Source organism: Rhizobium binae (assembly GCF_017357225.1).
GTDB classification, from domain to species: domain Bacteria; phylum Pseudomonadota; class Alphaproteobacteria; order Rhizobiales; family Rhizobiaceae; genus Rhizobium; species Rhizobium binae.
This window is the reverse complement of sequence record NZ_CP071604.1, coordinates 1,548,498-1,573,520: the sequence shown is the minus strand read 5'-3', so window position 1 is coordinate 1,573,520 and position 25,023 is coordinate 1,548,498. Positions and strand designations below refer to the sequence as shown.

Here is a 25,023-nt window from a genome sequence, read left to right as displayed (position 1 = left end):
CTGGCATCCGGCGCCTCGATCGCCGCATCCGCTATCGAAGGTTACTCCGGTTCAACAAGGCCCATTGCAGCAGCACGATCGTCTTGGCGTCGAAGATCTCGCCGGTTTCGATCATCCGAGTCGCCTCGTCCAGCGGAATTTCGAGAACTTCGATATCCTCATGCTCCTCGGCCAGACCGCCTCCTTCGGTGACGCGGTCGGCGGTATCGATGAGGGAAACGAAGAAATGGACGACCTCGGCGATAGCGCCGGGCGAGGGATAGGATTTGAAAAGGAAGCGAGCCTCACGCAGGCGGTAGCCGGTTTCCTCAATCGCCTCACGGCGGATCGCCTGTTCGGGATGGTCGTCGTCAAGAAGGCCGGCCGGCACCTCGATCATCCATGCGGGATCGCCGTTCAGATGAACGGCGAGACGGAACTGGCGCACGAGAACAACGAGATCGCGTTTCGGATCATAGAGCAGGATGCAGGCGGCGGGCGTGCGGTGGTAGACCTCCCGCTTCAAGCGCTGGGTAGCGCCCTTGCGGTCGATATAGTCGAGCAAGTAGCTGCTCAGCCGCGTCCAGCCGTTCGACAGCGTTTCCTCGCCGACGATCTTCACCCGTGATTTCGGTTGCATCATGCTGCGTCCTTGCGAAGCCAGACATTGTTGTCGTGCACGGCCGCCCCGCCATAGGGCGCGACCGGGTCGGCGCCTGTGAGCACATTGATGCCCTCGCCGTCGACATGCGCCTTGTTCGGCCAGAGGCCCTCGGCGATCAGCACGCCCGGCTTGACCTCGGCGGTGATGCGGGCATGGATGCGCAGATCGCCGCGGCTGTTGCCGATGCGGACGAGATCGCCATGGGCGATGCCGTTGGCCTCGGCATCGGCAGGATTGATCATCACTTCGGGACGGCCCTCCTTCTGACGCGACGTCTTGGTCTCGGAGAAGCTCGAATTGAGGAAGTTGCGGGCGGGCGACGTGGCGAGGCGGAAGGGATGCTCGGGATCGGCGACTTCGATGACATCGACCTGATCGGGGAAGACGGGCAGTTCCGCATGCGGTCCGAGCGCGCCGATCGCCGCCGGCGGTTTGTTCGGCGCCGGCTGGTTGATCCAGTCCGGGCGGAAATGGAACTTGCCGTCGGGATGGGCAAAGCCGTTCAGGAAATGCGCCTCCTCGAAAACCGGCTGGCGATCGAACCATTTGTGCTCGAGGAAATGGTCGTAATCCGGCAGGCCGCTGGATTCCAGCACGCGGTCGACCATCTCGCGGGCGGAAAAACCGAAGCCGGGTCGATCGGCGACGCCGAGGCGTTTCGCCAGTTCCTCTATGACGAAGAGATTGGTGCGCACGGTCGGCGGCGGCTCGACCAGCTTCGGTCCGAGCAGGATGTGGTTCTGGCCGCCGGCCCGGTAGATATCGTCATGCTCGACGAACATCGTCGCGGGAATGACGATATCGGCGATCTCGGCCGTCTCGGTCATGAACTGCTCATGCACGGCGACGAACAGGTCGCCGCGGGCAAAACCGCGTTTGACAAGGCGCTGCTCGGGGGCGATGTTGGCCGGATTGGTGTTCTGGATCAGCATTGCCGTCACCGGGCCGCGGTGACGCAAGGCCACCGGATCGCCGGTCAGCACCCGGCCGATCTGCGACTGGTCGAGCATGCGGATATCGGCATCCTTCATCGCGCGGCCGGTCAGTTCCGCATTGTTCATGCGGAAGATATCGCTGTTGGAATGGAAGGCGCCCCCGCCCTCATATTGCCAGGAGCCGAGCACGGTGGCGACCGAAGCGGCCGCATGCATGGCGACGGCGCCGTTGCGCTGGCGGGTGAAGCCGTAGCCCAGGCGGAAAAAGGTCTTCTTCGTCGTGCCGACGAGGCGGGCGAAGGCTTCGATTTCCTCGACCGAAAGGCCGGTGATCTCGGCCGCCCATTGCGGCGTCCGGGTTTTCAGATGCGCTTCGAGACCGACGGGATCGTCGGCATATCTCGCCATATAATCCCGATCGGCATAGCCGTCGCGGAAGGAAACGTGCATGACCGCGCAGGCGAGCGCCGCGTCGGTGCCCGGCCTGACGATCAAGGCCATGTCGGCCTGCTTCATCGTCGGGTTGTCATAGATGTCGATGACGACGATCTTGGCGCCGCGCTCCTTGCGCGACTTGATCGCATGGGTCATCACGTTGACCTGGGTCGAGACCGCATTGGTGCCCCAGATGACGACGCAATCGGTGCGCGCCATTTCGCGCGGATCGGGGCCGCGCAGCGTGCCGGTTGCCATGGTAAAGCCGGTCCAGGCCGGATTGGTGCAGATCGACGAGAAAAAGCCGGAATAGCGCTTGGCGTGGCGCAGGCGATCGATGGAATCGCGCTGCACCCAGCCCATGGTGCCGGCGTAGAAATAAGGCCAGATCGCCTCGCTGCCGTCTTTGGCCTCGGCCTTGACGAAGGCCTCGGCGATCTCATCCAGCGCATCGTCCCAGGAAATCTGCTGCCATTGCCCTGCCCCCTTGGCGCCGGAGCGGCGCAAGGGATGCATCAGCCGGTCGGGATGATAGAGCCGCTCGGCATAACGGGCGACCTTTGCGCAGATGACGCCCGCGGTGTAGGAATGATTATTGGCGCCGCGCACACGGCCGATGCGGCCGTCCTCCGATAGCTCGATCTCCAGCGCGCAGGTGGAGGGACAGTCGTGCGGACAGGCCGTGTGGCCCAACCTGGTATCCGGCTTCAGGGATTTGGCGTCGATAGGGGTCGCAATGTTCATGGCATTTGTATATTCCAAGCCTTGAATGGCCAAAAGCCAGAAAAACTCCCCATGACCCGAATTCATACGGACATCAGCGAAAATGAACTACCGCCACCTCTACCACGCGGGCAATTTTGCCGATGTGCTGAAACATGCCGTGCTGGCGCGGCTGATCCGCTATATGCAGAAGAAAGAGGGAGCCTTCCGTGTGCTCGACACCCATGCCGGCATCGGGCTCTACGACCTCTCCTCCGAGGAGGCGCAGAAAACCGGCGAATGGCTCGAGGGCATCGGCAAGCTGATGGAGGCCGAACTCGGACCGCAGGTCGCCGAGTTGCTGGAGCCCTACCTCTCCGCAATTCGCGAACTCAATCCCGAGGGCGGCATCCGCTTTTATCCCGGATCGCCGAAACTGGCGCGCATGCTGTTCCGGCCGCAGGACCGGCTGTCGGCGATGGAACTGCATCCCGAGGACTATGCCCGTCTGCACCGGCTGTTCGAAGGCGATCACCATGCCCGCATCACCGAACTCGACGGCTGGCTGGCGCTCGGTGCGCATCTGCCGCCGAAAGAAAAACGCGGCATCGTGCTCGTCGATCCGCCGTTCGAGGAGGAGGACGAATATCAGCGCCTGGCCAAGGGGCTGGAGCGGGCCTATCGGCGCTTTCCCGGCGGCACCTACTGCCTGTGGTATCCGCTGAAGAAGGGCGCGCCGATCAAGGAATTCCACGAGACGCTGCAGGCGCTCGACATTCCGAAAATGCTCTGCGCCGAACTGACCGTGCGCAGTGATCGCGGCATGACAGGACTGACGGGCTCCGGCCTCGTCATCGTCAATCCGCCCTTCACGCTGAAGGACGAACTGCATCAACTGCTGCCGGCACTGAAAGACCATCTGGCGCAGGACCGTTTCGCCTCGCACCGCGCCTTCTGGCTGCGCGGCGAGAACAAGACGGTGAAGGACGATTGACCGGGCACGACGCTTCGGAAATAGTCGGCCGTTGAAGCGCATTGCATGAAACATGTTTATCCGCTGCGCATCAGTTTTCTGTTTTAAGCATCTGTCGTCCCAAAACCGCTGCGCACTTTTGGGCGACATACATTGGCTCACAATCCATCAGGTGTCTCATGAAGCTTCTTTGGTCGCCCGCCTCGCCTTATTCCAGCAAGGTGAGAATGGCCGCGCGTTTCCTTGGCCTGGAGATGAACGATATCCGGGTCGACACCAATACCGGGCCGGCAATTCTGGTGGACAACAATCCGCTCGGCAAGATCCCGACGCTTTTGACCGAAGACGGCGCCCCGGTCTTCGACAGCGTGGCGATCATGCATTATTTCGACCGGCTGGCGAAGGGCCGGCTCTATCCTGCCAAGAACGGCAAACGCACCGATGCGGAAGTTCTGGAAGCGCTTTCCGACGGCATCTGCGACTGCCTGCTGACGATCATGTACGAGCGGCGCTTCCGCGAGGAGGAAAAGGTTCACCAGCCCTGGATCGACCGGCAATGGAAGAAGGTGACGAGCGGGCTTGCGCATCTGAGCGCCAATCTGCCGAAGACAGGCAAGAAACTCCATGGCGGACATTTCGCCCTGGCTGCCACGCTCGGCTATCTCGACCTGCGCTTCAAGGGCCAGTGGGAAGCCGATCACGCGCCGCTGATCGACTGGCTGGCGCAGTTCGAAAAGAAATTTTCGGCCTATCAAGAGCTCAAGCCCAGCGCATAATTCGGCAGCCTGGAGCATGTCTCGCAAATGTGTGCCGCGGTTTCGCGGCACGCTTTAGGCCGAGTGACCACGAACAACGAGCCGACAAAAAAGCCGGGCGACGTGCCCGGCTTCTTGATGATCGGATGTTCCGTTCGGCTTAGAACTTGACGCCGATACCGAGCTTGACGCTGTTCTCGTCGTAACCGCGCGAGAAGCTGCCGGAGTCGAGGTCGTAATCCTTGCTCTGGTAGTCGGTGTAGCGATATTCGAGGCGCGTCGTGATGTTGTTGGTCACGAAGGCTTCGACGCCGGCGCCGACCGTATAGCCGTAAGCCGTCTTGCTTTCGTCCGAGGTGCCGTCGGAAACCTTGATGTCGCCGAGGGCAAGACCGGCCGTGCCGTAGAGCATGAAGGGGTTCATGTCGTAGCCGACGCGGCCACGGACAGAGCCGTTCCAGCCATACTTGTTCTTGACGCCGCCCGAGGAAACGTCGTCGCCGCTGTAGCCGAGGTCGGATTCAACGCCGTAAACGATCTGGCCCTGCTGCCAGTTGTAGCCGGTGAAGACCTGGCCGCCGAAACCGTAGGTGTGACGGTCGGAACCGAAGTCACCCATGTTGTAGGTGCCGGCGCCGCCGAGGTAAAAGCCCTCCCAGTTGCCGGCGGGCTTGACCGGGGCATCCTGGGCGACCGGTGCTTCCGGAACCTGATCGACGGCGTCGGCCGCCTGAGCTACCGAGACGCCCGCGATTGCAAAAGCAGAGGCCATGAGGCCAGCAATGAGTACACGCATACTTTTCTCCTTTCAGTCCCGCGCCGCTTTTCATCTGTCTCTCAGCGAAGCATTGGCGGGGAAATTGCCAGATGTCCCTTCCGGATCGAGACTGAAATTGAAACTGAAATGCGGATTTGAAAGAGCCAAATTGTGATATCATTGTGGCGACCGCATGGCTGAAATTCGATGTTGCTTAACCGCAACATACACTTCATTAACCATACCGAAGTGTTAAACTTAAAATACTTATTTTAAGGAACCATCTTCTTAAATAATACATAGAATAACTGAGCAACGAAGGCAACCGCAACGGCCTATTTATATAATCTCCCCGGCCTCCTATATAGTCTGCCAACAGACTCGCGGGATCAGAAGGCAAGATTTTGAACCACAAAAGACTTCGCGCGGCCCTTATAACGGGGGCTGCCAAGAGAATAGGCCGGGCAATCGCCGAAGACCTTGCCGCACATGGCTTTTCCGTCGCCATCCATGCGAACGGCTCCCTCGGCGAAGCCGAAGAGCTGGCGGCGGAATTGCGGCGGAAGGCATATCGGGCGATCGCGCTCAAGGCCGACCTTACCGATATCGGCGAAACCAGCGAGCTGATAAAAAGAGCGTCGGAAGCGCTCGGTCCGATCGACCTGCTGGTCAACAATGCCTCGATCTTCCGGCAGGATTCGGCTCGCGGTTTCGACGCGGAGGCATGGGCGCAACATTTCGATATCCATGTGCGGGCGCCCTCGATTCTTGCCGCAGCCTTTGCCGAACAGCTGCCTGAGGAAACGACCGGCCTGATCGTCAACATCATCGACCAGCGCGTCTGGGCGCTCAATCCGGGCTTCTATTCCTATACGCTCTCCAAGGCGGCGCTGTGGACGGCGACGCAGACGATGGCGCAGACCTTTGCGCCGAAGCTGCGCGTCAATGCCATCGGCCCCGGCCCGACAGTGCGCAGCACGCGGCAATCGGAAGAGGACTTCCAGGCTCAGATCGACGGGCTTATCATGAAGGCGGGGCCGGGATTCGGCGAGTTCGGACGAACGATTCGCTTCCTCTTCGACACGCCCTCGATCACCGGCCAGATGATTGCTCTCGACGGCGGCCAGCACCTCGCCTGGCAGACGCCCGACGTGGCGGAGATTACGGAATGAACGGACGAAAGCTGCCGGATGGCGGCGTTCTCTACGACGACACGGATGAGAGCGAAGACGAAATCGAGGTGGAAGGCGAGGTTGCCGCCGCCCCCCTCGCGGCAGCGGTCGACTGGAATGCCGGCAGCCTCAACGAGACCGGGCTCATCGGCGCAGAACTGATCGGCGAATTCGTCAAGCGGCTGCCGAACAGCCCCGGCGTCTACCGCATGTTCAATGCCGAAGGCGATGTGCTCTATGTCGGCAAGGCGCGCAGCCTGAAGAAGCGCGTCGGCAACTACGCCGTCGGTCGCGTGCATTCCAACCGCATCGCCCAGATGGTGCGGCAGACGGCCAACATGGAATTCGTGACGACGCGTACGGAAACCGAAGCGCTGCTGCTGGAAGCGAATCTGATCAAGCGCTTGCGGCCGCGCTTTAACGTGCTGCTGCGTGACGACAAGTCGTTTCCCTATATTCTCATCACCGGCGATCACCGGGCGCCGGCGATTTTCAAGCATCGCGGCGCGCGGGCCAGAAAGGGCGATTACTTCGGACCTTTCGCTTCGGCCGGCGCAGTCGGGCGCACGATCAATTCGCTGCAGCGCGCCTTCCTGATCCGCACCTGCACCGACAGCGTCTTCGAAACGCGCACGCGCCCCTGCCTGCTCTATCAGATCAAGCGCTGCTCCGGGCCATGCACCCACGAAGTCAGCGACGAGGGCTACGCCGAACTGGTGCAGGAGGCCAAGGACTTCCTTTCGGGCAAAAGCCAGAAGGTGAAATCGCATATGGCCGAAGCCATGAACCAGGCGGCCGAGGATCTCGACTTCGAGCGGGCAGCGATCTATCGCGACCGTCTGGCCGCACTTTCGCACGTGCAGAGCCACCAGGGCATCAATCCTGCGGGCGTCGAGGAGGCTGACGTTTTTGCCATCCATCACGAAGGCGGCGTCTCGTGCATCCAGGTCTTCTTCTTCCGCACCGGCCAGAACTGGGGCAACCGCGCCTATTTCCCGAAAGCCGACCCGCAGTTGTCCGGCGCCGAAGTGCTGAATGCCTTTCTCGCGCAGTTCTATGACGACAAGCCGGTGCCGAAACAGATCCTACTGTCGGAGACGGTCGAGGAACTGGAGCTGCTCGCCGCAGCGCTCAGCGAAAAGGCCGGCCACAAGGTTTCCATCCTGGTGCCACAGCGCGGCGAGAAGCGCGATCTGGTCGATCATGTCGTCGGCAATGCACGCGAGGCGCATGGGCGAAAACTGGCCGAGACGGCGTCGCAGTCACGGCTGCTCGAAGGCTTCAAGGAAACCTTCGGGCTTGCCTATGCGCCGCAGCGCATCGAGATTTACGACAACTCGCATATCATGGGCACCAATGCCGTCGGCGGCATGGTGGTGGCGGGGCCGGAAGGCTTCGTGAAGAACCAGTACCGCAAGTTCAACATCAAATCGACCGACATCACCCCCGGCGACGACTTCGGCATGATGAAGGAGGTGATGACACGGCGGTTCTCACGGCTGATCAAGGAGGAAGGCATTCCCGACCGGACGGCGCAGGTAACAGCAAGCGACGCCGCCGACATGCCCTTCCCGGCCTGGCCCGACGTGATCCTGATCGACGGCGGCCAAGGGCAGATGACGGCGGTGCGTGCCATCCTCGCCGAGCTCGGCATCACCGACAGCGTGACGGCGATCGGCATCGCCAAGGGTGTCGACCGCGATGCCGGGCGCGAGCGCTTCTTTCCGCCGGGGCGCGAGAGCTTCACGCTGCCGCCGCGCGATCCGGTGCTCTATTTCATCCAGCGCATGCGCGACGAGGCGCATCGCTTCGCGATCGGCTCGCACCGGGCGCGGCGCAAGAAAGAAATGGTCAAGAACCCGCTCGACGAGATCGGCGGCATCGGGCCGTCGCGCAAGCGGGCGCTGCTGCAGCATTTCGGCACGGCGAAAGCGGTTTCGCGCGCCGCCCTTTCCGACCTGATGGCCGTGGAGGGCATCTCGGAAGCCGTCGCCAGGCAAGTTTACAACCATTTCCACGACGACGCCGCGAAATAGCCGGCGTCCGTCGCAAATTCCACGCAAAGGCAGTGAAAAGACAGAAACAATGTTGACGGTCCGCGATCAAAGCCGTCATCTACGGCATCGGCCCCGAAAATCGGAATCGATTTTCGTAAAGACGCGCGGCGCTATCGCGGCGCATCAGTTCAGAGAAACGATCTCATGGCATCGCGTGCGTATAGCATCCCCAACCTTCTGACTTACGGCCGGATCCTCGCCGTGCCGGTGATTGTTCTCTGCTTCTTCATCGAAGGCAGATTGTCGATCAGCAATACGGCGCGCTGGGTGGCGCTGTGGATCTTCATCATCGCCTCGATTACCGATTTTCTCGATGGCTATCTCGCCCGCATCTGGAACCAGACGTCGAATATCGGCCGCATGCTCGACCCGATCGCCGACAAGCTGCTGGTCGCCTCGATTCTTCTCCTGGTTGCGGCCGACCAGACCATCGCCGGCTGGTCGATCTGGGCGGCGATCACCATTCTCTGCCGCGAAATCCTGGTTTCCGGGCTGCGCGAATATCTGGCGGCGCTGAAGGTCAGCGTGCCGGTGACACGGATCGCCAAATGGAAGACGACGCTGCAGCTCGTCGCCATCGCCTTCCTGCTCGCCGGCCCGGCCGGCGACGAGATTTTCCCCTATACGACGCAGACCGGCATCGCGCTTCTGTGGATCGCCGCGCTGCTGACCATCTATACCGGCTACGACTATTTCCGCGCCGGCCTGAAACATATCGTGGATGAAGAGGAATGACGCGGCTTGTCTATTTCGCCTGGGTGCGCGAGCGCATCGGCAAGGGTGAGGAGGAGATCGACCTCCCCTCCTCCGTCGTCACCGTCGCCGATCTTCTGAATCATTTGAAGACGCTGGGCGAAGAATATGAGGCCGCACTTCAATATCCCGACGTGATCAGGGTGGCGCTCGATATGGAGCATGTCGAGCATGACGAGCCGATATCCGGGGCGCGGGAAATTGGAATATTTCCGCCGATGACGGGGGGGTGATGGCCGTGCCAGATCGCCCCCCTCTGCCCTGCCGGGCATCTCCCCCACAGATGGGGAGATTGGCTCGGAGCACCGGCTCGTCCAAACAATCAATGTTTCAGCCCAGCGGAACGGCAAGGGGGCAGGAAGGTCGCGCCGCTTGTGATCTCCCCACCTGTGGCGGAGATCGCCGCGCGGCCAGAGGGGGGCTTCCACGGCACCGCGTTTGCGCATTCTTTGCAGCGGCATCAAAGCAGCGGAGGATTTCGCTGTGACCATCACCCCCACCATCCGCGTCCAGCACGAGGATTTCGATCTGCAGGCCGAGGTAGACGTGCTCTGCAAAGGCAACCCCGGCGTCGGTGCCGTCGTCACCTTCTCCGGCCTCTGCCGCGACGACGGCGGCACGCTTGCGGCGCTCGAACTCGAACATTACCCCGGCATGGCCGAAGCCGAGATGACCCGCATCGGCGAACTCGCTATTACTCGTTTCGGGCTGCTCGGGCTGACTGCCATCCATCGTTACGGCAAAATCGCAATCGGCGAGAATATCGTGCTCGTCGTCGCGGCCGCGCCGCACCGGCAGGCAGCGTTCGACGGCGCCAACTTCGTCATGGATTTCCTGAAGACCGCGGCCCCTTTCTGGAAAAAGGAGCACGGCAGGGACGGCACCGCAGGCGAATGGGTCGCAGCGAAAGACGCTGACGACGCGGCGCGCGACAAGTGGAAGTAATCAGCGCATGTCCTGATTTCTCCGAGCGACGGAAATGCGCCGCTCCTTTTTGATTGACGCAATTCCGGACGCAAAACCGCTGCACACTTTTGCTGGAATTGCTCAGAGAACCACACGCTCCCTGCGGCTCATCACCAGCAATAGGACGAGCAGCGAGAAGATGACGAGATCGCGCCAGACGAAGGGGCCGTAGGCGCCCCAAAGGGTTTCGATGACGGCGATCCCGGCAGCGCCGCCGGCCGAGCGCAGCGGATCGGAGTAGCCGCCGACAGCGGCGATCAGCAGCACCTTCAGCCCGAACATAAGGCCGGCGCCGAAATCCATCGAGCCGTAATAGAAGGTGGCGAGGATGCCGCAAATCGTGGCGACGAGGGCGGCGGCCGCATAGGCGGCGAGGAAGACGCGGCTGGCGCTGGTGCCGCAGAGCTCGGCGGCCAGCGGATCGTCGGTGACGGCGCGCCAGATGCGGCCCCAGGTCGTGCGCCTGAGGATCAGCGTCCCGATCACGACGATTGCCGACATCAGCGCCGTGTCGATCAGCTGGATATAAGTAAGGGTCACCTTGAACGGGCCGTCGCTCCAGAAGACGATCGTGTCGTTCAGAAACGGCGGCAGCCAGATCGCCCTGGTATCGGCGGCGAGCCGGGCGGTCTCCATCAGCACGATCATGATGCCGAGAGCGGCGACGATCACCGTATTCGGCGATTTGCTGACCAGCGGCAGCATGATCGAGCGGCCGATCCAGATGCCCGCCGCGAGCGAATAGACGATCGCGGCGCAGGCGCCGACGGCAAGGGCCGCCGGCAGCACCAGCCAGAAGCGGTTGAAGGCGAGCTCGGTGAAAAGCAGCAGGATCTGGCCGGAAAAGGCAAAGATCGCCCCATAGGTGATATCGGCCCGTTTGGTGACGCCGAAGGCGACGGCATAACCGAAGGCGAGCGCGGCATAGAGGGCGGCAAGCGGAACCGCATTCGCAAGCTGCTGCAGAAGGTAAGCCATTCCAGATCCTCCGGATCCAGTAAAATATAACTGGCAAAAAGCATTTAGCCAGTTATATTTTCATCATGAGCTTTTCCTGGACCCCCCACCGCTTTGCCGGCGGCGCATTGGCGCTCGATGTCGCCAACAGCGTCGTTCTGCGCCACGACCCAGCGCGGCGGATCGACCGCTTTGCGGTGTGCGACCAGATGCAGAGCTTTCCACGGGCCGCCGCCGAATTCTGCGCCGAACGCGCCCTGTTCGGTGACATCGCGCCGGTGCCAGTGGAAAACGCGGCTGATTTCATCGCGCTGCGCGAAGCGATCGACCGGTATTTCCGCAAGCGTATACTCGATGGCGGTGACGACCAATTGCTGGCCGGGCTGCTGGAAACGCTGGCGACGGTGCTGCGTGAAGCAGACCCTGCCAGTCTGGCGGCGGCGACCGCCCATTCGGTGCTGCGGCTGATCGCGATGCCCGATCCGGAACGCATGAAGATCTGCGGCAATTGCGGCTGGCTGTTCATCGACCGCAGCAAGAACAGGAGTCGGGCCTGGTGCGACATGGCGGTCTGCGGCAACCGCGCCAAGGCGAACCGGCATTATCGCCGCAAGAAGGAGGAAATCCCATGAGGAAACATCTGATCGTCACAGCGGCGGCTATCGGCCTCCTGCTGTCCGCCTGCCAGCGACAGGCCGACAATCTGGTCGAAGTGACCGGCCACCTCTTCGTTTTCAACTATCGGGTGGCGAGCGCCACCTATCTGCTCACGCTGAAGAAGACCGGTCCCATTCCCGACGGTTCGGTCATCATCGCCGAATTCGAAAATCCTCAGGGCGGCGCGCCGCTGGTGTTGAACCAGAAAATCTACCCGATCGACGACAAGATCGCGCTGCAGAGCCAAAACCTGCACTGCGTGCGCAAGGACCGTCCCTATTCCGTCAGCGTCCGGCTGGTCGACAAGGACGGCAAAGTGCTGCAGGAACTGAAGACGCAGTTCCGCTCCGACCTCGACCAGACCGTGCTGCCGAGCAAGCCGCTCGTCGTTGGTGCGCTTTATGAAAAGAACCCCGAGGTCTTCAAGCCGGACGGCAGCGTCGATTTCTCGAATACCGATAAATGCCCGGAATAGGGCCGGAATAGATAAAGCCGGAGCGAGGCTCCGGCTTTCGAGAATCAATTCAAAGCATTGCCAGCAAATGCCGAAGCGTGGCCTCAGCCGACGATTTCGGTATCGGAGAACCAGTACTTGATTTCCTGGGCAGCCGTTTCCGGAGCATCCGAGCCGTGAACGGAATTTTCGCCGATCGAGAGCGCATGAACCTTGCGGATCGTGCCTTCCTCAGCGTTTGCCGGGTTGGTCGCACCCATGATCTCGCGGTTCTTGAGGATGGCACCTTCGCCTTCCAGAACCTGAACGACGGTCGGGCCGGAGGTCATGCCTTCGACGAGTTCGCCGAAGAAGGGACGATCCTTGTGAACGGCGTAGAAGCCTTCCGCTTCGCGGCGGCTCATCCAGACGCGCTTGGAGGCGACGACGCGCAGGCCGGCATCTTCGAGCATCTTGGTGATGGCGCCCGTCAGGTTGCGCTTGGTTGCGTCCGGTTTGATCATCGAGAAGGTGCGTTCAATCGCCATAGTCAAATCCTCTGTTTTCTCGGGAAAAGTGGGCGGTCTTTACCCGCCCCAACGCCCGAAAACAAGAGGTCGGCGCCAATTTCACGCCGCTGTCACAGTCCGGCCGCGGCTTTCATGGAGATCGAGGCAGCGCTCGAACCAGCCCAGGACGGGATCGTCGGCTGCCAGCATGGCGAGGCCGGTGCAGACCCGCAGCCATTGCAGCGCGCCGAAGACGATATAGTCGGCAAAAAGCGGCGTCGGCCCGCCGATGAAGGGCTGGAACTTCAGCATATGCCGGAGCGGCTCCAGCTTGGCGCCGAAGGCGGCTTTCTCCGCCTCGCTGTCGGCAGCAACGACGTCAAACGTTTTGCCGAGCCGAGCCTCGCGGCTTTCACGGAAATAGGCCTTGTCGCCTTCGTCGAGGATCGCATGGATGTCGAGAAGAGCGATCCGCATGATCGCCGGATGAATGATCATCTGCGAATAGCCTTCCACCAAGCGCGACAACGCCTTGCCGCCCTCGCCGCCAAACAGCGATGGCCGCTCGGGATAGGCCTCTTCGAGATAGAGAGCGATGGCGAAACTGTCGGGGATCAGCCGGCCGTTGTCGTCGAGGACGGGCAGAGTCGGAGAGACGCCGCCGCCGATTTCGCGGATGCCGGCGTAGGTCGTCGGAATCTCTTCGAAATCGAGCCCCTTATGCGCCAGCGCCATTACCGCCTTCCAGCAATGGGGCGAAAAGAAGCGCCGCTCATCGGCGCCACAGAGGGAATAGAGAGCTCTGGTCATGACGGTCCTTTCGCGATCGCAACTCCGTGCATTCGACGACAGAAAACGCCTGTGATCAAATCAGGAAATTTCATGGCATCATCACTGCGATTTCTCCGGAAGCAAGCTAGATTGCCTTTGCGAAGACAGGAGGAACGCATGCTCAGACAATACAGGATGTTCGCCGCCTATAATCGGTGGGCCAATGCCCAGGTCTATGCGGCGGCGGCCGAACTCAGTGATCCGGAACTCCGCAGCGACCGCGGCGCCTTCTTCGGCTCGCTGCATCGAACCCTCAACCACCTGCTCGTTGCCGACCGAATATGGATGAAGCGCTTCACCGGCGCCGGCGACGCGCCGACGAGCCTTGATGCGGTGCTCTTCGAGGCCTTCGATGCGCTTGCCGCTGCGCGCAAGGCAGAGGACGAGCGCATCATCGCCTGGACGAGCACACTGGACGAGCCACGCCTCGCCGCCAACTTCACCTACTCGCCCGTGACCCAAGCGATCGCGATGACCCAGCCGCTGTGGACCGCGCTCTCGCATCTCTTCAACCACCAAACCCACCATCGCGGCCAGTGCCACATGACGCTGACGGCGCTCGGCAAGGCGAGCCTCGGGCTCGATCTTATCTATTTCCTGCGCAGTGAGGGCCGCGAGTGGATGTGAGCGTCATCGCATCAACAGGACATTAACCGCCTTTGCCGATTGCGCCGGGATTCCAGCGCTTCCCACCCAGAAATTCAGCCTCTCTTAAAAGCTTGCGGGCATAGCGGAATGAAGGGAAAAGGCCGGCCGCGAGGGATCGTCATGCAGAATGCAAGCGCAAACGCACTGGTGCCGCGCGAGGCGGTGCGCGCCGGGGCGGTCGCGGACATCCAGAAGATCGCCCAGCATATGGCGCGTCTCAATGTCGCCGGCCTGCCGCGCAACTACGAGCTCTTCCATGAGGCGATCGTCGGGCTCAATGGAGGCCTGGCACAGGATATCGCTGCGCTCGGGCCTCAGCCGCAACAGGCGATGCTTGACGAACTCGGGCTGAAATACCGCCTCGTCGGCCACTGCGGACTGGCGGGCGCGACGTCGTGGAACGAGGCGAGCCGGCTGTTGCGCGAGGTGGCGGAGAAGCTTGCCGAAGGGCTGCGGCACCGGGACGCCTTCGCGCGCGCCTGCGACACGATCCTGAAATCCGTTTCCAGTCATGAAGACCAGAGCTTTGCCGCGTTCATCGGCGAGCTCGACTATCTCTCGGCCTCGCTGACGAGCGTGCAGTCGGCCGAGACCTATATCGGCGCTGAGCTGGCGGATGACATCAAGAGGCTGGAAACGCTCGAGCGCGGCATTTCGGCGATGCAACTGGCCGCCGTCGCCGACAGGATTACCGGACTTCCCAATCGCCTCGCGCTCAACCGCGTGATCGCCGATCTCTATGAGCGCGAAGAGGGGGCCGCCGGCAGCGCTCTGTTCATGGTCGATATCGACAATTTCACCGATCTCAACGAAAAATATGGCACGCCGGCAGGCAACAAGCTCTTGAAGAGGATCGGCGACCTTTTCCAAAGGTCGGTCAAGAAGAACGACTTCGTCGCCCGCACCGAGGCGGACGAATTCGCCTTGCTGTTTTCCAATGTCGGCATGCGGGATGCGATGGCGATTGCCGAGCGCCTGCGCGCCTCCGTCGAGGACAACCTGATCTTTGCGACCTCAGACAAGGGCGATAGCGGCAGACTAACCATCTCGGTGGGCGTAGCGCTCAGCGCGGACGCGTCAACACCGGGACAGCTGCAGGCAAATGCCCGCGCTGCCCTTCTCGCCGCACAATCGAACCCGCGCCAGCCGGTGCAGGCCTTCGGCCGCTGAGACGCTGTGCGGACAAGTGGCCTTGCCGGGCGGACAAGTGACCTTGCCGGGGGATGAGTGCTCTTGCCTTGGCGGGCGCTTTCGGCCAAAACGCCGGCCATGATCACGCTCACCGAAATTTCCGCCCGCATCGCCGGGCGCCTGCTTCTCGACAATGCCAGCCTGTCGCTGCCTTCGGGCACCAAGGCCGGCCTCGTCGGCCGCAACGGCGCCGGCAAGTCCACGCTGTTTCGCGTCATTACCGGCGATCTCGGCTCGGAGACCGGATCGGTGTCGATCCCGAAGGCGGCGCGCATCGGCCAGGTGGCCCAGGAAGCGCCGGGAACCGAGCAGCCCCTGATCGAGATCGTGCTTGCCGCCGACAAGGAGCGCGCGGCGCTGCTTGCGGAAGCGGAAACGGCGAGCGATCCGCATCGCATCGCCGAAATCCAGATGCGCCTCGTCGATATCGATGCGCATTCGGCCGAAGCGCGCGCGGCGAGCATTCTCGCCGGCCTTGGCTTCGACAGGGAAGCGCAAGCCCGTCCAGCCTCCTCCTTCTCGGGCGGCTGGCGCATGCGCGTGGCGCTCGCCGCAGTGCTGTTTGCCGAGCCGGACCTGCTTCTGCTCGACGAGCCGACCAACTATCTCGACCTCGAAGGCACGATGTGGCTGGAGGATTATATCCGCCGCTACCCACACACGGTCATCATCATCAGCCACGACCGCGACCTGTTGAACAACGCGGTCAATTCCATCGTCCATCTCGACCAGAAGAAGCTCACCTTCTACCGCGGCAATTACGACCAATTCGAGCGGCAGAAGGCGGAAGCCGACGAACTTCAGACGAAGGCCAAGGCCAAGAACGAGGCGGCACGCAAACACCTGCAGAGCTTCATCGACCGCTTCAAGGCCAAGGCTTCCAAGGCCCGGCAGGCGCAATCGCGCGTCAAGGCGCTCGAGCGCATGGGCACGGTCGCGGCTGTCATCGAGGACCATGTGCAGCCGATCACCTTTCCCGAGCCCGAGAAGCAGCCTGCCTCGCCGATCGTCGCGGTCCAGGGCGGGGCCGTCGGCTACCAACCCGGCAAGCCGATCCTGAAGAACCTCAATCTGCGCATTGACAACGACGATCGCATCGCCCTTCTCGGTTCGAACGGCAACGGCAAATCGACCTTCGCGAAATTCATCTCCGGCAGGCTTGCCCCGGAGAGTGGCGAAGTAAAGCTTGCGCCATCCCTGAAGATCGGCTTTTTCGCGCAGCACCAGCTCGACGACCTGATCCCCGAGCAGTCGGCGGTGGAGCATGTGCGTCGGCTGATGCCTGGTGACCCGGAGGCCAAGGTGCGCGCCCGTGTCGCCCAGATGGGACTGGCGACCGAGAAGATGGCGACCGCGGCCAAGGATCTTTCCGGCGGTGAAAAGGCTCGCCTGCTGATGGGCCTTGCCGCCTTCCATGCGCCGAACCTGCTCATCCTCGACGAGCCGACCAACCATCTCGACATTGACAGCCGCCGGGCGCTGATCGAGGCGCTGAATGATTACGAAGGCGCCGTCATCCTGATCTCGCACGATCGTCACCTCATCGAGGCGACGGTCGATCGGCTCTGGCTGGTCAACGGCGGCACGGTCACCGCCTTCGAAGGCGACATGGACGAATATCGCGACCTGATCGTCGCCTCCAGCAAGAAAAAAGAAGAAAGGCCGCAGCCGGCCGACGATGCGAACTCCAAGGCCGATCAACGCAAGCTCAATGCGGAAAAGCGCGCCTCGCTGACGCCGCTGAAGAAAAAGATCAACGAAATCGAATCCTTGACGGCGAAGCTGGAGAAACAGATTCAGGCGCTTGATGCGGAACTTGCAGATCCTGCTCTCTACGAGAAGACGCCTGCCAAAGCCGCCGAGAAGGCAAAGCAGCGCGGCGAGGCCGCGGCAAAACTCGCAGCCGCGGAGGAAGACTGGCTGATGCTGTCGTCGCAATATGAAGAAGCTATGGCAGGATAGTCACAGGGTCTTGCGGAACCGCGGCAAGGTGCCGCGTTTCGGCACAATTCCCGCCGCTCTCAACCGATCGTTAACCATAATTCGAAAGGTTGCCTCAACATTCGTTACTGATTTGTTGAGCCCTTTCAATGCACCGATTTTTCCTGCTTTCCTTTGTGGCCGTCACGGCCACCCTCTCCGCTTGCAGCACGACCAAACAGACCCCGGACACATCGATCAAGACGTCTTCGGTGGTTGAACCCGAGGGACGGAAACCCGCCCCTGCCGGCAACGACGCGACGCCCGACTTTGCCGGGCCGCATCATCTTTCCGGGCGGATACTCGAAGTCTCCTCCCTCGCCGATCTCAAGCTGCAGGACAAGGAAGTGATCTTGAGCTTCGACGACGGTCCGATCCCGGGACGGACCGACAAGGTGCTGACGATCCTCGACCAGTTCGGCGTCAAGGGCGCCTTCATGATGGTCGGCGAGATGGCCGGTATGCATCCGGCACTTGCCCGCAAAGTCGCTATGGACGGCAATACGATCGGCAGCCACACCTATGACCACGCAAACCTCGGCTCGCTGAGTTTCGACGCAGCGATGGCGGAGGTGATAAAGGGCCAGCTGGCGGTGACCAAGGCGACGGGAAGCGATGTGTCCTTCTTCCGCTTCCCCTATCTTTCCGAGAGCCACAGGCTGCGTGCCGCCGTTGCCATGCGCCAGATGGTGGTCATGGATGTCGACATCGACAGCAAGGACTATTTCGCCACCACACCGGTCTCCGTCACGCAGCGGACTATCGACCAGTTGCACAAGCGCGGCCACGGCATCATCCTCATGCATGACATCCACAAGCGCACGGCGAAGATGCTGCCGACCCTGCTTTCGAGACTCGAAGCCGAAGGCTACAAGGTGGTGACGCTGAGGTTCAAGAAGACGCCGGCCCCGACCAACCTCGTCGCCTCGGCCAACTTGGTGATGACTCGCTAACGCGGGTTGTCAACTCGAGACCCGCCGCCTAGATCTGATCGACGTCAACGGAAGCCGTCAGGTTGGACATGAACCTTCATCTCGAAGCGGACGAGGATCCGCGCACCCGCCAATTCATCGACGAGCATAACCGAGTTTCCGACGCGGCATTGAGAACGCCGGAATTCGCTGAGGATCGCGACGCGATCAAGGCGCTGATCGAGCGGCAGGACCGGCTGATCGTGCCGATGCGCCGCGGCGGCTGGCTGTTCGATTTCCGCCAGTCCAAGGATAATCGGCTCGGCGTCTGGCTGCGCCTGCCGGCCGATCAGCAGCCGTTGCCGGAGGCCGATTGGGAGGTGGTCTTCGATCTCGACGCCTTCTGCCTTGGCGAAGGCAAGCGCTGGAGCTGGCGTGGCGTCGTCACCTGCCCCTGGGAACCGACGCGCGTGCTGGTCACGCTTTCGGACGGCGGCTCAGACCTCGTCCGCCTGCTCGAATTCGACGCCGAGAAGAAGCAGATCGTGACGGGCGGCTTCGACACGCCTGCGGCGCGATCGCATGCCAATTGGCTAAGCCGCGACGAGATCTGCTATTTCGGTTCGGTCGACCGATTTTCGGCGACCCGCTCGGGATGGCCGCGCGTCGGGCGGCGATTGAAACGCGGCCAGCGGCCGGAAGATGCCACCATCCTCTTCGAAGCCGCCGACGACGACGTCTATGGCTTCAATCTCGTTATCGACCCTGCCCTATCGGGTACCTCAGCGGATGCCGGCTTGATCGACATCTTCGTCGCCGCGCACGAAATCGGCGTCGCCAGCGCTTACCTGATATCTGATGACGGCAGGCAACGGCGCATCGACCTACCCGAAGAGGCTGATTTTCAGTTCAATCGCGATCATTGCCTTTGGCGGGCAAAGACCGACGAGCGCGTCGCGACCGGCTGCCTCGTGCTGCAACGCTTTGATCCCTTGTCGGAGACGACGCCGCTCGGACCGCAACGGATCCTGTTTCAGCCTGGTGAGGGCCAGTCCATCTCGCAGATGATGTTGATGTGTGAATGGTGCGTGTTCATGGTCTCCGACCGGTTGCGCCCGCGTCTCATGGTGCTCGACCTGACGAAGCCCGACGCCGAACAGCGGGAAATCGCGCTGCCGGCGGATATGCAGACGGCTTATTTCAGGCCGCTCTATGCGGACCTGCATCTTGGCGACGACACGCTCTACATTGTCGGCCAGGGTTTCCTGCGGCCGCCCATCTGCTATCACCTCGAACTCTCCGATCGCAGCAGAGAGCCCGAGCCGGTCTTCGCCGCCGCGGCGCCGAGTTATTTCGATGCCACCGGCATGTCATCCGAGCTGCTGGAGGCGGTTTCCGAAGACGGAACAAGGGTTGCCTACCGGCTGGTCCTGCCGCGACAGTGGACCAAGGGCGCGCTGCCGGTGCTGATCTACGGCTATGGCGGCTTCGACGTCGCGCTGTCGCCGAATTATTCCGGCGTGACCGGCCGCTGGCTTGAGCAAGGCGGCGCCTATGTGCAGGCCTATATCCGCGGCGGCGGTGAATTCGGGCCCGACTGGTATCGCAGCGCCAAACGCCAGGGGCGGGACCGGGCCTTTGCCGATTTCGTCGCCATCGCCCGCGATCTCGTCGCCCGCGGCTACACTGTGCCGTCGCGGATCGCCTGTCAGGGCGGCAGCAATGGCGGCCTGCTGACCGGCGTGATGATGACGCGCTATCCGCACGATTTTGGCGCGATCTGGTGCCAAGTGCCGGTGCTCGATATGACGCGCTTCCACCTGTTCAGCGCAGGGCAAGCCTGGATGGATGAATATGGCGATCCGGAGGTCCCGGTGGATCGGGATTTCATGCTTGGTTATTCACCGCTTCACAATGTCAGGCCGGCGAGCGAGATCGCCTATCCGCCGATCTATATCGAAAGCTCCACCAATGACGACCGTGTGCATCCCTCGCATGCACGCCGCTTTGCCGCGCGGCTGGAGGAGGAAGGACACAAGCCGCTCTTCCATGAATTCGGCCTGGGCGGGCATGGCGGCGACGGCAATTCCGAAGAGCGCGCCGCCCGCGCGGCGATGGGTTACAGCTTCCTTCGCCAAACTATCATGAGGTAGACTGGCCATCATGGGATAGGATGATGCAATAGAATGGAAGGGAGAGCTTGTCGGCACTCCTCTTTCTGCTACAAGAAGCGCAATAAATCATACTTTTCACAGGTTCGAGCGAAAAACCATGTCTCCTATCAATCTCGCCATCGTCGGCGTCGGCAAGATCGTCCGCGACCAGCATCTCCCCTCCATCGCCAAGGATGCCGATTTCAAGCTCGTCGCCACGGCCAGCCGCCATGGCACTGTCGAAGGCATCAACAGCTATACGACGATCGAGGCGATGCTCGACGCCGAGCCTTCGATCGATGCCGTTTCGCTCTGCATGCCTCCGCAATACCGCTACGAGGCCGCTTATAAGGCGCTCGTCGCCGGCAAGCACGTCTTCCTGGAAAAGCCACCCGGCGCGACGCTGAGCGAAGTCGCCGACCTCGAGGCGCTTGCCGCAAAACAGGGCGCGTCGCTGTTTGCCAGCTGGCATTCGCGCTATGCGCCGGCGGTCGAAGCCGCCAAGGCGTTTCTTGCATCGACGACGATCAAAAGCGTGCATGTGATCTGGAAAGAGGATGTCCGCCACTGGCATCCGAACCAGGAATGGATCTGGCAGGCCGGCGGTCTCGGCGTTTTCGATCCTGGCATCAATGCGCTGTCGATCGTCACCCACATCCTGCCGCGGCCGATCTTCATCACCGAGGCCGTGCTCGAATTTCCCGAAAACCGCGATGCGCCGATCGCCGCCGACATTCATTTCCGCAACGCCGATGGCCTGCCGGTTCGCGCTGAATTCGACTGGCGCCAGACCGGCAAGCAGAGCTGGGACATTGTCGCCGAAACGGCGGCCGGCGAGATGGTGCTTGCCGAAGGCGGCGCCAAGCTTTCGATCAATGGCACGCTGACATTCGCCGAAACGGAGCAGGAATATCCCTCGCTCTATCGTCGCTTCGCCGAAATCATCAAAGCCGGCAAATCGGATGTCGATCTGGCGCCGCTACGGCATGTCGCCGACGCCTTCATGCTCGGCAAGCGGAAGTTCGTCGAGGCGTTCCACGACTGAACCGATTCGACCAAGACTGACGAGGGGGCGATACAGTTCAACGGCGCCGTCGTCCTGCCGTCGTCAAAAGCGGCAAGACTTGCAGGCTTGTGACGCGTTGTTTCGGAGCTGCTCTCATGAACAACAAGATCCGCAACCAGGGGCAGATTTTTCGCAGGCTGAGAGCCGGGGCCGTTCTGGTGCCGCTTCTCGGCCTTTTTGCATGTTCGAACGAGCCGCCAGTGATGCCCGCCGATGCACCGGGCATTTCCCGACCGGAGGAATATTCATTCGGTTCCGAGACCCACGCCAAGGACTGGCGGGCTGCCAGAGCGGTGCTGGATCAACTGGAACCGCGATTCGGAGAGAAGTCGCTGCATGTGCTGATGCGCAATCTCGACAGCACCACAGATCCAAAGACCGTCAAAACTCACTATGGCGAGCGCCTTACCGGCTGGACGGAAATGCCGCTGAGCAGCTTTGCCGAGAGAGCCTGGGCTTTCGCTTTCGTCAGCCCGAACGGAAAGCTTGTCCTGGCGATTGAGGCGCTCGACGGGTCGGAAAGCGCCGGCGGCATCGTGCCGCTCAATATCCTGACGAATCTCGAAGGCGATCGGCCGCGGCAGTAGCATCCACGACCGCCGCAGTGAAAGGCTCAGGCCTTCTTTTCCCACCGCCCTTCCGGCGTCTGCTGCCAATAAGTGAGGTCATGCCCCTCGCCTTTCAGCCTCTTCCATTGCGCGCGCGCTGCTTCCAGTTGCGCCTGATCGTGACCGTCGAACATGAAGACGATGCGCTCGTAAGCGTCTGCCGGCGGCGGCTCGGCGCCGTCGACGATAAAACGCACCGTCGCCGCATTGGGGTTGTCCGACGTGATCGTCAACAACACCGGCTGGCTCGCGGCGAAATCGGCCTCGTCGGTACCGTGCGGCAGGAAGCTCTCTTCGCGATACGTCCAAAGATGCGCATCGAGAGCATCGCGCCGCGCCGGCTCACGCGTCTGGACGGCGACGCGCCAGCCGCGCTCGACGCTTTTGTCGATGAGCGGCGGAAGCGCATCTTCCAGCCTGGTTTCGGTCAGATGATAGAAGAGAATGTCGGTCATCAGGCCTCATAATGGGCGCGGACGAACGCGTCGAGCAGACGCACGCCGAAACCGGAACCCCAGGACTGGTTGATCTCGTCCTGCGGCGAGCCCATCGCCGTGCCGGCAATATCGAGATGTGCCCAGGGTGTCTCCTGCACGAAGCGCTTGAGGAAATGCGCGGCGGTGATCGAGCCGGCCTGGCGGCCGCCGGTGTTCTTCATGTCGGCGAACTTGCTGTCGATCAGCTTGTCATAATCCTTGCCGAGCGGCATGCGCCAGAGTTTCTCGTTGGTCGAAAGGCCGGCTTCCGTCAGCTGGGCGGAAAGCTGGTCGTCATTGGAAAACAGACCGGCATGCACATTGCCGAGCGCGACGACGATCGCGCCGGTCAGGGTGGCGAGATTGATCATGAATTGTGGCTTGAAGCGATCGTTGCAATACCAGAGCGCATCGCAGAGCACGAGGCGGCCCTCGGCATCGGTGTTGATCACCTCGATCGTCTGACCGGACATGGAGGTGACGATATCGCCGGGACGCTGAGCGTTGCCATCAGGCATGTTCTCGACCAGGCCGATGATGCCAACGGCGTTAACGGCGGCCTTGCGGGAGGCGAGCACGTGCATGAGCCCGGTCACGGCTGCGGCGCCTCCCATGTCGCCCTTCATGTCCTCCATGCCGGCGGCCGGCTTGATCGAAATGCCGCCGGTGTCGAAGACAACGCCCTTGCCGATGAAGGCGACGGGACGATCCTTGGCTTTACCACCCTTCCACTGCATGACCGCCAGACGCGGCGGCCGCACGGAACCCTGGGCGACACCGAGCAGGGCGCCCATGCCGAGACGGCGCATTTCCTTCTCGGTCAGGATCTCCACCTCGACGCCGAGCTTTTCCAGCTCCTTCGCCCTGGCGGCGAATTCCACGGGGCCGAGTGCGTTCGGCGGTTCGTTAACGAGATCGCGGGCAAGATTGACGCCGCCTGCGATCGCTTCGGAATCGGAAAATGCCTTCTTGGCGCCACTCGCATCAGCGGTGACGATCGTCACCTTGACGGATTTTGCCGGTTTTTCCTCGTCATCATTCTTCTTAGTCTTATAGGCATCGAAGCTGTAGGCGCGCAGCAGCATGCCGAGCGCGAAATCGGCGGCGGCGCGCGCGTCCGTCGCGACGTCGGGGACATCGAGGAAGACGGCCGCCCTGTCGGTATTCTTGATTTTCGATGCCGCGGCGCCGCCGGCCTTCAGCCAGTCATGCGCGGTCAGTTCGGCCGCGTTGCCAAGACCGAGAACGACGATGCGCTCGACCGGTGCGCCTTCCGGGGCGACGATATCGAGCGCGGCCATGGATTTTCCGGAGAAACGCGCGATCTTCGCAGCCTTCCCGATCACTCCTGCCGGATCGGCCGTTTCAGCGCCTGCGGCGGCGTTGGCCTCCGCGGTCTTCAACAGGATCGCCAGCCCGCTATTGAGCTTTGCCGACTTGGCGAATGAAATATCGAACTTTGCTGACATGTCTTCTCCGCTGGGATTCTTTGAAATCCGTCCCTGGCGGATAATTTCGCGTTTGCCGGGTCTGTCAATGGCTCGCGACAGTTGTTATGGTCGCCCGCGGCCGTCCAGGCCCAGATGTTTCGTCAGTTTCGTAGATATTCGCGTTGACAGTTTTTTCGAAAAATCGATGGCGGGGCCCGGTGATCCGCCTGCCGCAGACGACTTTCGGTGCATTCGTGCTGTTGTTCTGGGCGTGGTGGGCGCTGCTGATCGTCTTCCGCGCCTTCCCCGGGATCGACATCTATTTTTCCCGGCTTTTTTTCGTGAGCACCGGTTGTGACTCGACCGTTGCTGCCGGCAGCATCTGCGGCGGCTTTCCCTATCGCGACTCGGGGGACTTCGACCTGCTGCGCACCATCTTCTTCCGCCTGCCCTATGTCGTAGCGATCGTGATGGCGTGGAAACTCATCGAATGCTACCAGCAGCACGGCGCAACCTTCAACGCCGAGCGGGCGCGCAAGCTCAAAGTCGCGCTCGGAACGCTGCTGATCGGGCCCGTGCTGCTCGTCAATGTGATCTTGAAGGAACATTGGGGCCGACCGCGGCCGGTGCAGACGGATATTTTCGGCGGCGCCCTGCATTTCGTCGAGGCCGGTTCGCTTGCCGGCAAATGCATCTCGAACTGCTCCTTCGTCTCCGGCGAGGCGGCGAGCGCCGGCTGGCTGTTCTGCCTGCTGCTCTTCGTTCCGAAATCGCTGCGCTACGCGCTGGTACCGCCCGTCGCCGCGATCTCGATCCTGACGCCGGCTATGCGGCTATCCTTCGGCGCGCATTATCTCTCCGACGTGACGCTCGGATGGCTCTCCTCGCTTGTCGTCTTCGCAGCGCTGCTGGCATTAACTGAGTCGCAACAGGGCCAAAAAAATTCTGAAATTTGAATGAATTTTTGACACCTGCTTGTCGCAAAACCGCGACAAAGAGCGTAGAGGGATTCTCCTGCAAGCCGT

25 protein-coding genes are annotated in these 25,023 nt (G+C 61.8%); 17 read left to right on the top strand and 8 right to left on the bottom strand.

From position 1 onward, the window contains the following. Positions 1-31: 31 nt before the first annotated feature. Entirely contained in the window at positions 32-622 is a 591-nt protein-coding gene (locus J2J99_RS07630) for an NUDIX domain-containing protein (protein WP_168294567.1), read from the bottom strand. Further along, positions 619-2,823, bottom strand: coding sequence for a molybdopterin oxidoreductase family protein (locus J2J99_RS07625; RefSeq protein WP_168294566.1), 2,205 nt, complete (start codon positions 2,821-2,823; stop codon positions 619-621). Before J2J99_RS07625 ends, J2J99_RS07630 begins: the two co-directional genes overlap by 4 nt. Positions 2,824-2,839: 16 nt before the next feature. Here J2J99_RS07625 and J2J99_RS07620 point away from each other — a divergent pair, with 16 nt between their 5' ends. After that, a complete protein-coding gene (locus tag J2J99_RS07620) occupies positions 2,840-3,709 on the top strand; it encodes a 23S rRNA (adenine(2030)-N(6))-methyltransferase RlmJ (RefSeq protein WP_168294565.1) in 870 nt (289 codons plus the stop codon). 158 nt (positions 3,710-3,867) lie between these two features. Then, positions 3,868-4,464: a glutathione S-transferase family protein gene (locus J2J99_RS07615; protein ID WP_168294564.1), complete on the top strand. Its 597-nt coding sequence runs from the start codon at positions 3,868-3,870 to the stop codon at positions 4,462-4,464. 139 nt (positions 4,465-4,603) lie between these two features. Here the strand turns inward: J2J99_RS07615 and J2J99_RS07610 are convergent, their stop codons facing one another. Continuing rightward, positions 4,604-5,239 carry an outer membrane protein gene (locus J2J99_RS07610; RefSeq protein WP_168294563.1) on the bottom strand — a complete coding sequence of 212 codons (636 nt, stop codon included), beginning with the start codon at positions 5,237-5,239 and terminating at the stop codon, positions 4,604-4,606. Between the two features lie 365 nt (positions 5,240-5,604). Here J2J99_RS07610 and J2J99_RS07605 point away from each other — a divergent pair, with 365 nt between their 5' ends. From J2J99_RS07605 to J2J99_RS07585, 5 genes are all read left to right on the top strand, one after another. Next, positions 5,605-6,372: an SDR family oxidoreductase gene (locus tag J2J99_RS07605; protein ID WP_168294562.1), complete on the top strand. Its 768-nt coding sequence runs from the start codon at positions 5,605-5,607 to the stop codon at positions 6,370-6,372. After that, entirely contained in the window at positions 6,369-8,408 is a 2,040-nt protein-coding gene (gene uvrC / locus J2J99_RS07600; protein WP_168294561.1) for an excinuclease ABC subunit UvrC, read from the top strand. Before J2J99_RS07605 ends, uvrC begins: the two co-directional genes overlap by 4 nt. A gap of 165 nt (positions 8,409-8,573) precedes the next feature. Next, positions 8,574-9,164: a CDP-diacylglycerol--glycerol-3-phosphate 3-phosphatidyltransferase gene (pgsA, locus tag J2J99_RS07595; RefSeq protein ID WP_168294560.1), complete on the top strand. Its 591-nt coding sequence runs from the start codon at positions 8,574-8,576 to the stop codon at positions 9,162-9,164. Continuing rightward, complete coding sequence (moaD, locus tag J2J99_RS07590; RefSeq protein ID WP_168294559.1) at positions 9,161-9,415, top strand: molybdopterin converting factor subunit 1; 255 nt, start codon at positions 9,161-9,163, stop codon at positions 9,413-9,415. The genes pgsA and moaD overlap by 4 nt, the downstream gene beginning before the upstream one ends. A 250-nt stretch (positions 9,416-9,665) precedes the next feature. After that, positions 9,666-10,127: a molybdenum cofactor biosynthesis protein MoaE gene (locus tag J2J99_RS07585; RefSeq protein ID WP_168294558.1), complete on the top strand. Its 462-nt coding sequence runs from the start codon at positions 9,666-9,668 to the stop codon at positions 10,125-10,127. A gap of 102 nt (positions 10,128-10,229) precedes the next feature. Here J2J99_RS07585 and J2J99_RS07580 read toward each other — a convergent pair whose 3' ends face one another. Continuing rightward, on the bottom strand, positions 10,230-11,126 hold the full coding sequence (locus J2J99_RS07580; protein ID WP_168294557.1) for a branched-chain amino acid ABC transporter permease: 897 nt from the start codon (positions 11,124-11,126) through the stop codon (positions 10,230-10,232). Between the two features lie 65 nt (positions 11,127-11,191). On the opposite strand from J2J99_RS07580, the gene J2J99_RS07575 reads away from it, so the two are divergent. Further along, positions 11,192-11,737, top strand: coding sequence for a CGNR zinc finger domain-containing protein (locus J2J99_RS07575; RefSeq protein ID WP_168294556.1), 546 nt, complete (start codon positions 11,192-11,194; stop codon positions 11,735-11,737). Then, positions 11,734-12,237 carry a hypothetical protein gene (locus J2J99_RS07570; protein WP_168294555.1) on the top strand — a complete coding sequence of 168 codons (504 nt, stop codon included), beginning with the start codon at positions 11,734-11,736 and terminating at the stop codon, positions 12,235-12,237. The genes J2J99_RS07575 and J2J99_RS07570 overlap by 4 nt, the downstream gene beginning before the upstream one ends. A gap of 83 nt (positions 12,238-12,320) precedes the next feature. On the opposite strand, the gene ndk is transcribed toward J2J99_RS07570, so the two are convergent. Both ndk and J2J99_RS07560 read right to left on the bottom strand, forming a co-directional pair. After that, the gene (gene ndk, locus J2J99_RS07565) at positions 12,321-12,743 is read right to left on the bottom strand and encodes a nucleoside-diphosphate kinase (protein WP_168294554.1); all 423 of its coding nucleotides are present in this window, start codon (positions 12,741-12,743) and stop codon (positions 12,321-12,323) included. Between the two features lie 81 nt (positions 12,744-12,824). Then, on the bottom strand, positions 12,825-13,514 hold the full coding sequence (locus J2J99_RS07560; RefSeq protein WP_168294553.1) for a glutathione S-transferase family protein: 690 nt from the start codon (positions 13,512-13,514) through the stop codon (positions 12,825-12,827). A 138-nt stretch (positions 13,515-13,652) separates the two neighbouring features. On the opposite strand from J2J99_RS07560, the gene J2J99_RS07555 reads away from it, so the two are divergent. The 7 genes from J2J99_RS07555 to J2J99_RS07525 all read left to right on the top strand — a co-directional run bounded on the left by J2J99_RS07555 (position 13,653) and on the right by J2J99_RS07525 (position 22,071). Then, positions 13,653-14,162: a DinB family protein gene (locus tag J2J99_RS07555; protein WP_168294552.1), complete on the top strand. Its 510-nt coding sequence runs from the start codon at positions 13,653-13,655 to the stop codon at positions 14,160-14,162. A gap of 141 nt (positions 14,163-14,303) precedes the next feature. Continuing rightward, a complete protein-coding gene (locus J2J99_RS07550) occupies positions 14,304-15,353 on the top strand; it encodes a GGDEF domain-containing protein (RefSeq protein ID WP_168294551.1) in 1,050 nt (349 codons plus the stop codon). 99 nt (positions 15,354-15,452) lie between these two features. Next, the gene (locus J2J99_RS07545) at positions 15,453-17,336 is read left to right on the top strand and encodes an ABC-F family ATP-binding cassette domain-containing protein (protein WP_168294550.1); all 1,884 of its coding nucleotides are present in this window, start codon (positions 15,453-15,455) and stop codon (positions 17,334-17,336) included. Between the two features lie 128 nt (positions 17,337-17,464). After that, a complete protein-coding gene (locus tag J2J99_RS07540) occupies positions 17,465-18,307 on the top strand; it encodes a polysaccharide deacetylase family protein (protein WP_168294549.1) in 843 nt (280 codons plus the stop codon). 68 nt (positions 18,308-18,375) lie between these two features. Continuing rightward, positions 18,376-20,418, top strand: a complete 2,043-nt coding sequence (locus J2J99_RS07535; RefSeq protein ID WP_168294703.1) for a prolyl oligopeptidase family serine peptidase — start codon at positions 18,376-18,378, stop codon at positions 20,416-20,418. 118 nt (positions 20,419-20,536) lie between these two features. Then, on the top strand, positions 20,537-21,463 hold the full coding sequence (locus J2J99_RS07530; RefSeq protein ID WP_168294548.1) for a Gfo/Idh/MocA family protein: 927 nt from the start codon (positions 20,537-20,539) through the stop codon (positions 21,461-21,463). Between the two features lie 116 nt (positions 21,464-21,579). Beyond that, positions 21,580-22,071 (top strand): hypothetical protein, encoded by a 492-nt coding sequence (locus tag J2J99_RS07525; protein WP_168294547.1) that lies wholly within the window; start codon positions 21,580-21,582, stop codon positions 22,069-22,071. A gap of 26 nt (positions 22,072-22,097) precedes the next feature. Here the strand turns inward: J2J99_RS07525 and J2J99_RS07520 are convergent, their stop codons facing one another. Both J2J99_RS07520 and J2J99_RS07515 read right to left on the bottom strand, forming a co-directional pair. Next, positions 22,098-22,547: a DNA polymerase III subunit chi gene (locus J2J99_RS07520; protein ID WP_168294546.1), complete on the bottom strand. Its 450-nt coding sequence runs from the start codon at positions 22,545-22,547 to the stop codon at positions 22,098-22,100. Next, positions 22,547-24,037: a leucyl aminopeptidase gene (locus tag J2J99_RS07515; protein ID WP_168294545.1), complete on the bottom strand. Its 1,491-nt coding sequence runs from the start codon at positions 24,035-24,037 to the stop codon at positions 22,547-22,549. The genes J2J99_RS07520 and J2J99_RS07515 overlap by 1 nt, the downstream gene beginning before the upstream one ends. Positions 24,038-24,180: 143 nt before the next feature. Between J2J99_RS07515 and J2J99_RS07510 the strand changes: the two genes are divergently transcribed. Next, entirely contained in the window at positions 24,181-24,954 is a 774-nt protein-coding gene (locus J2J99_RS07510; RefSeq protein ID WP_168294544.1) for a phosphatase PAP2 family protein, read from the top strand. The last annotated feature ends 69 nt before the right edge of the window (positions 24,955-25,023 follow it).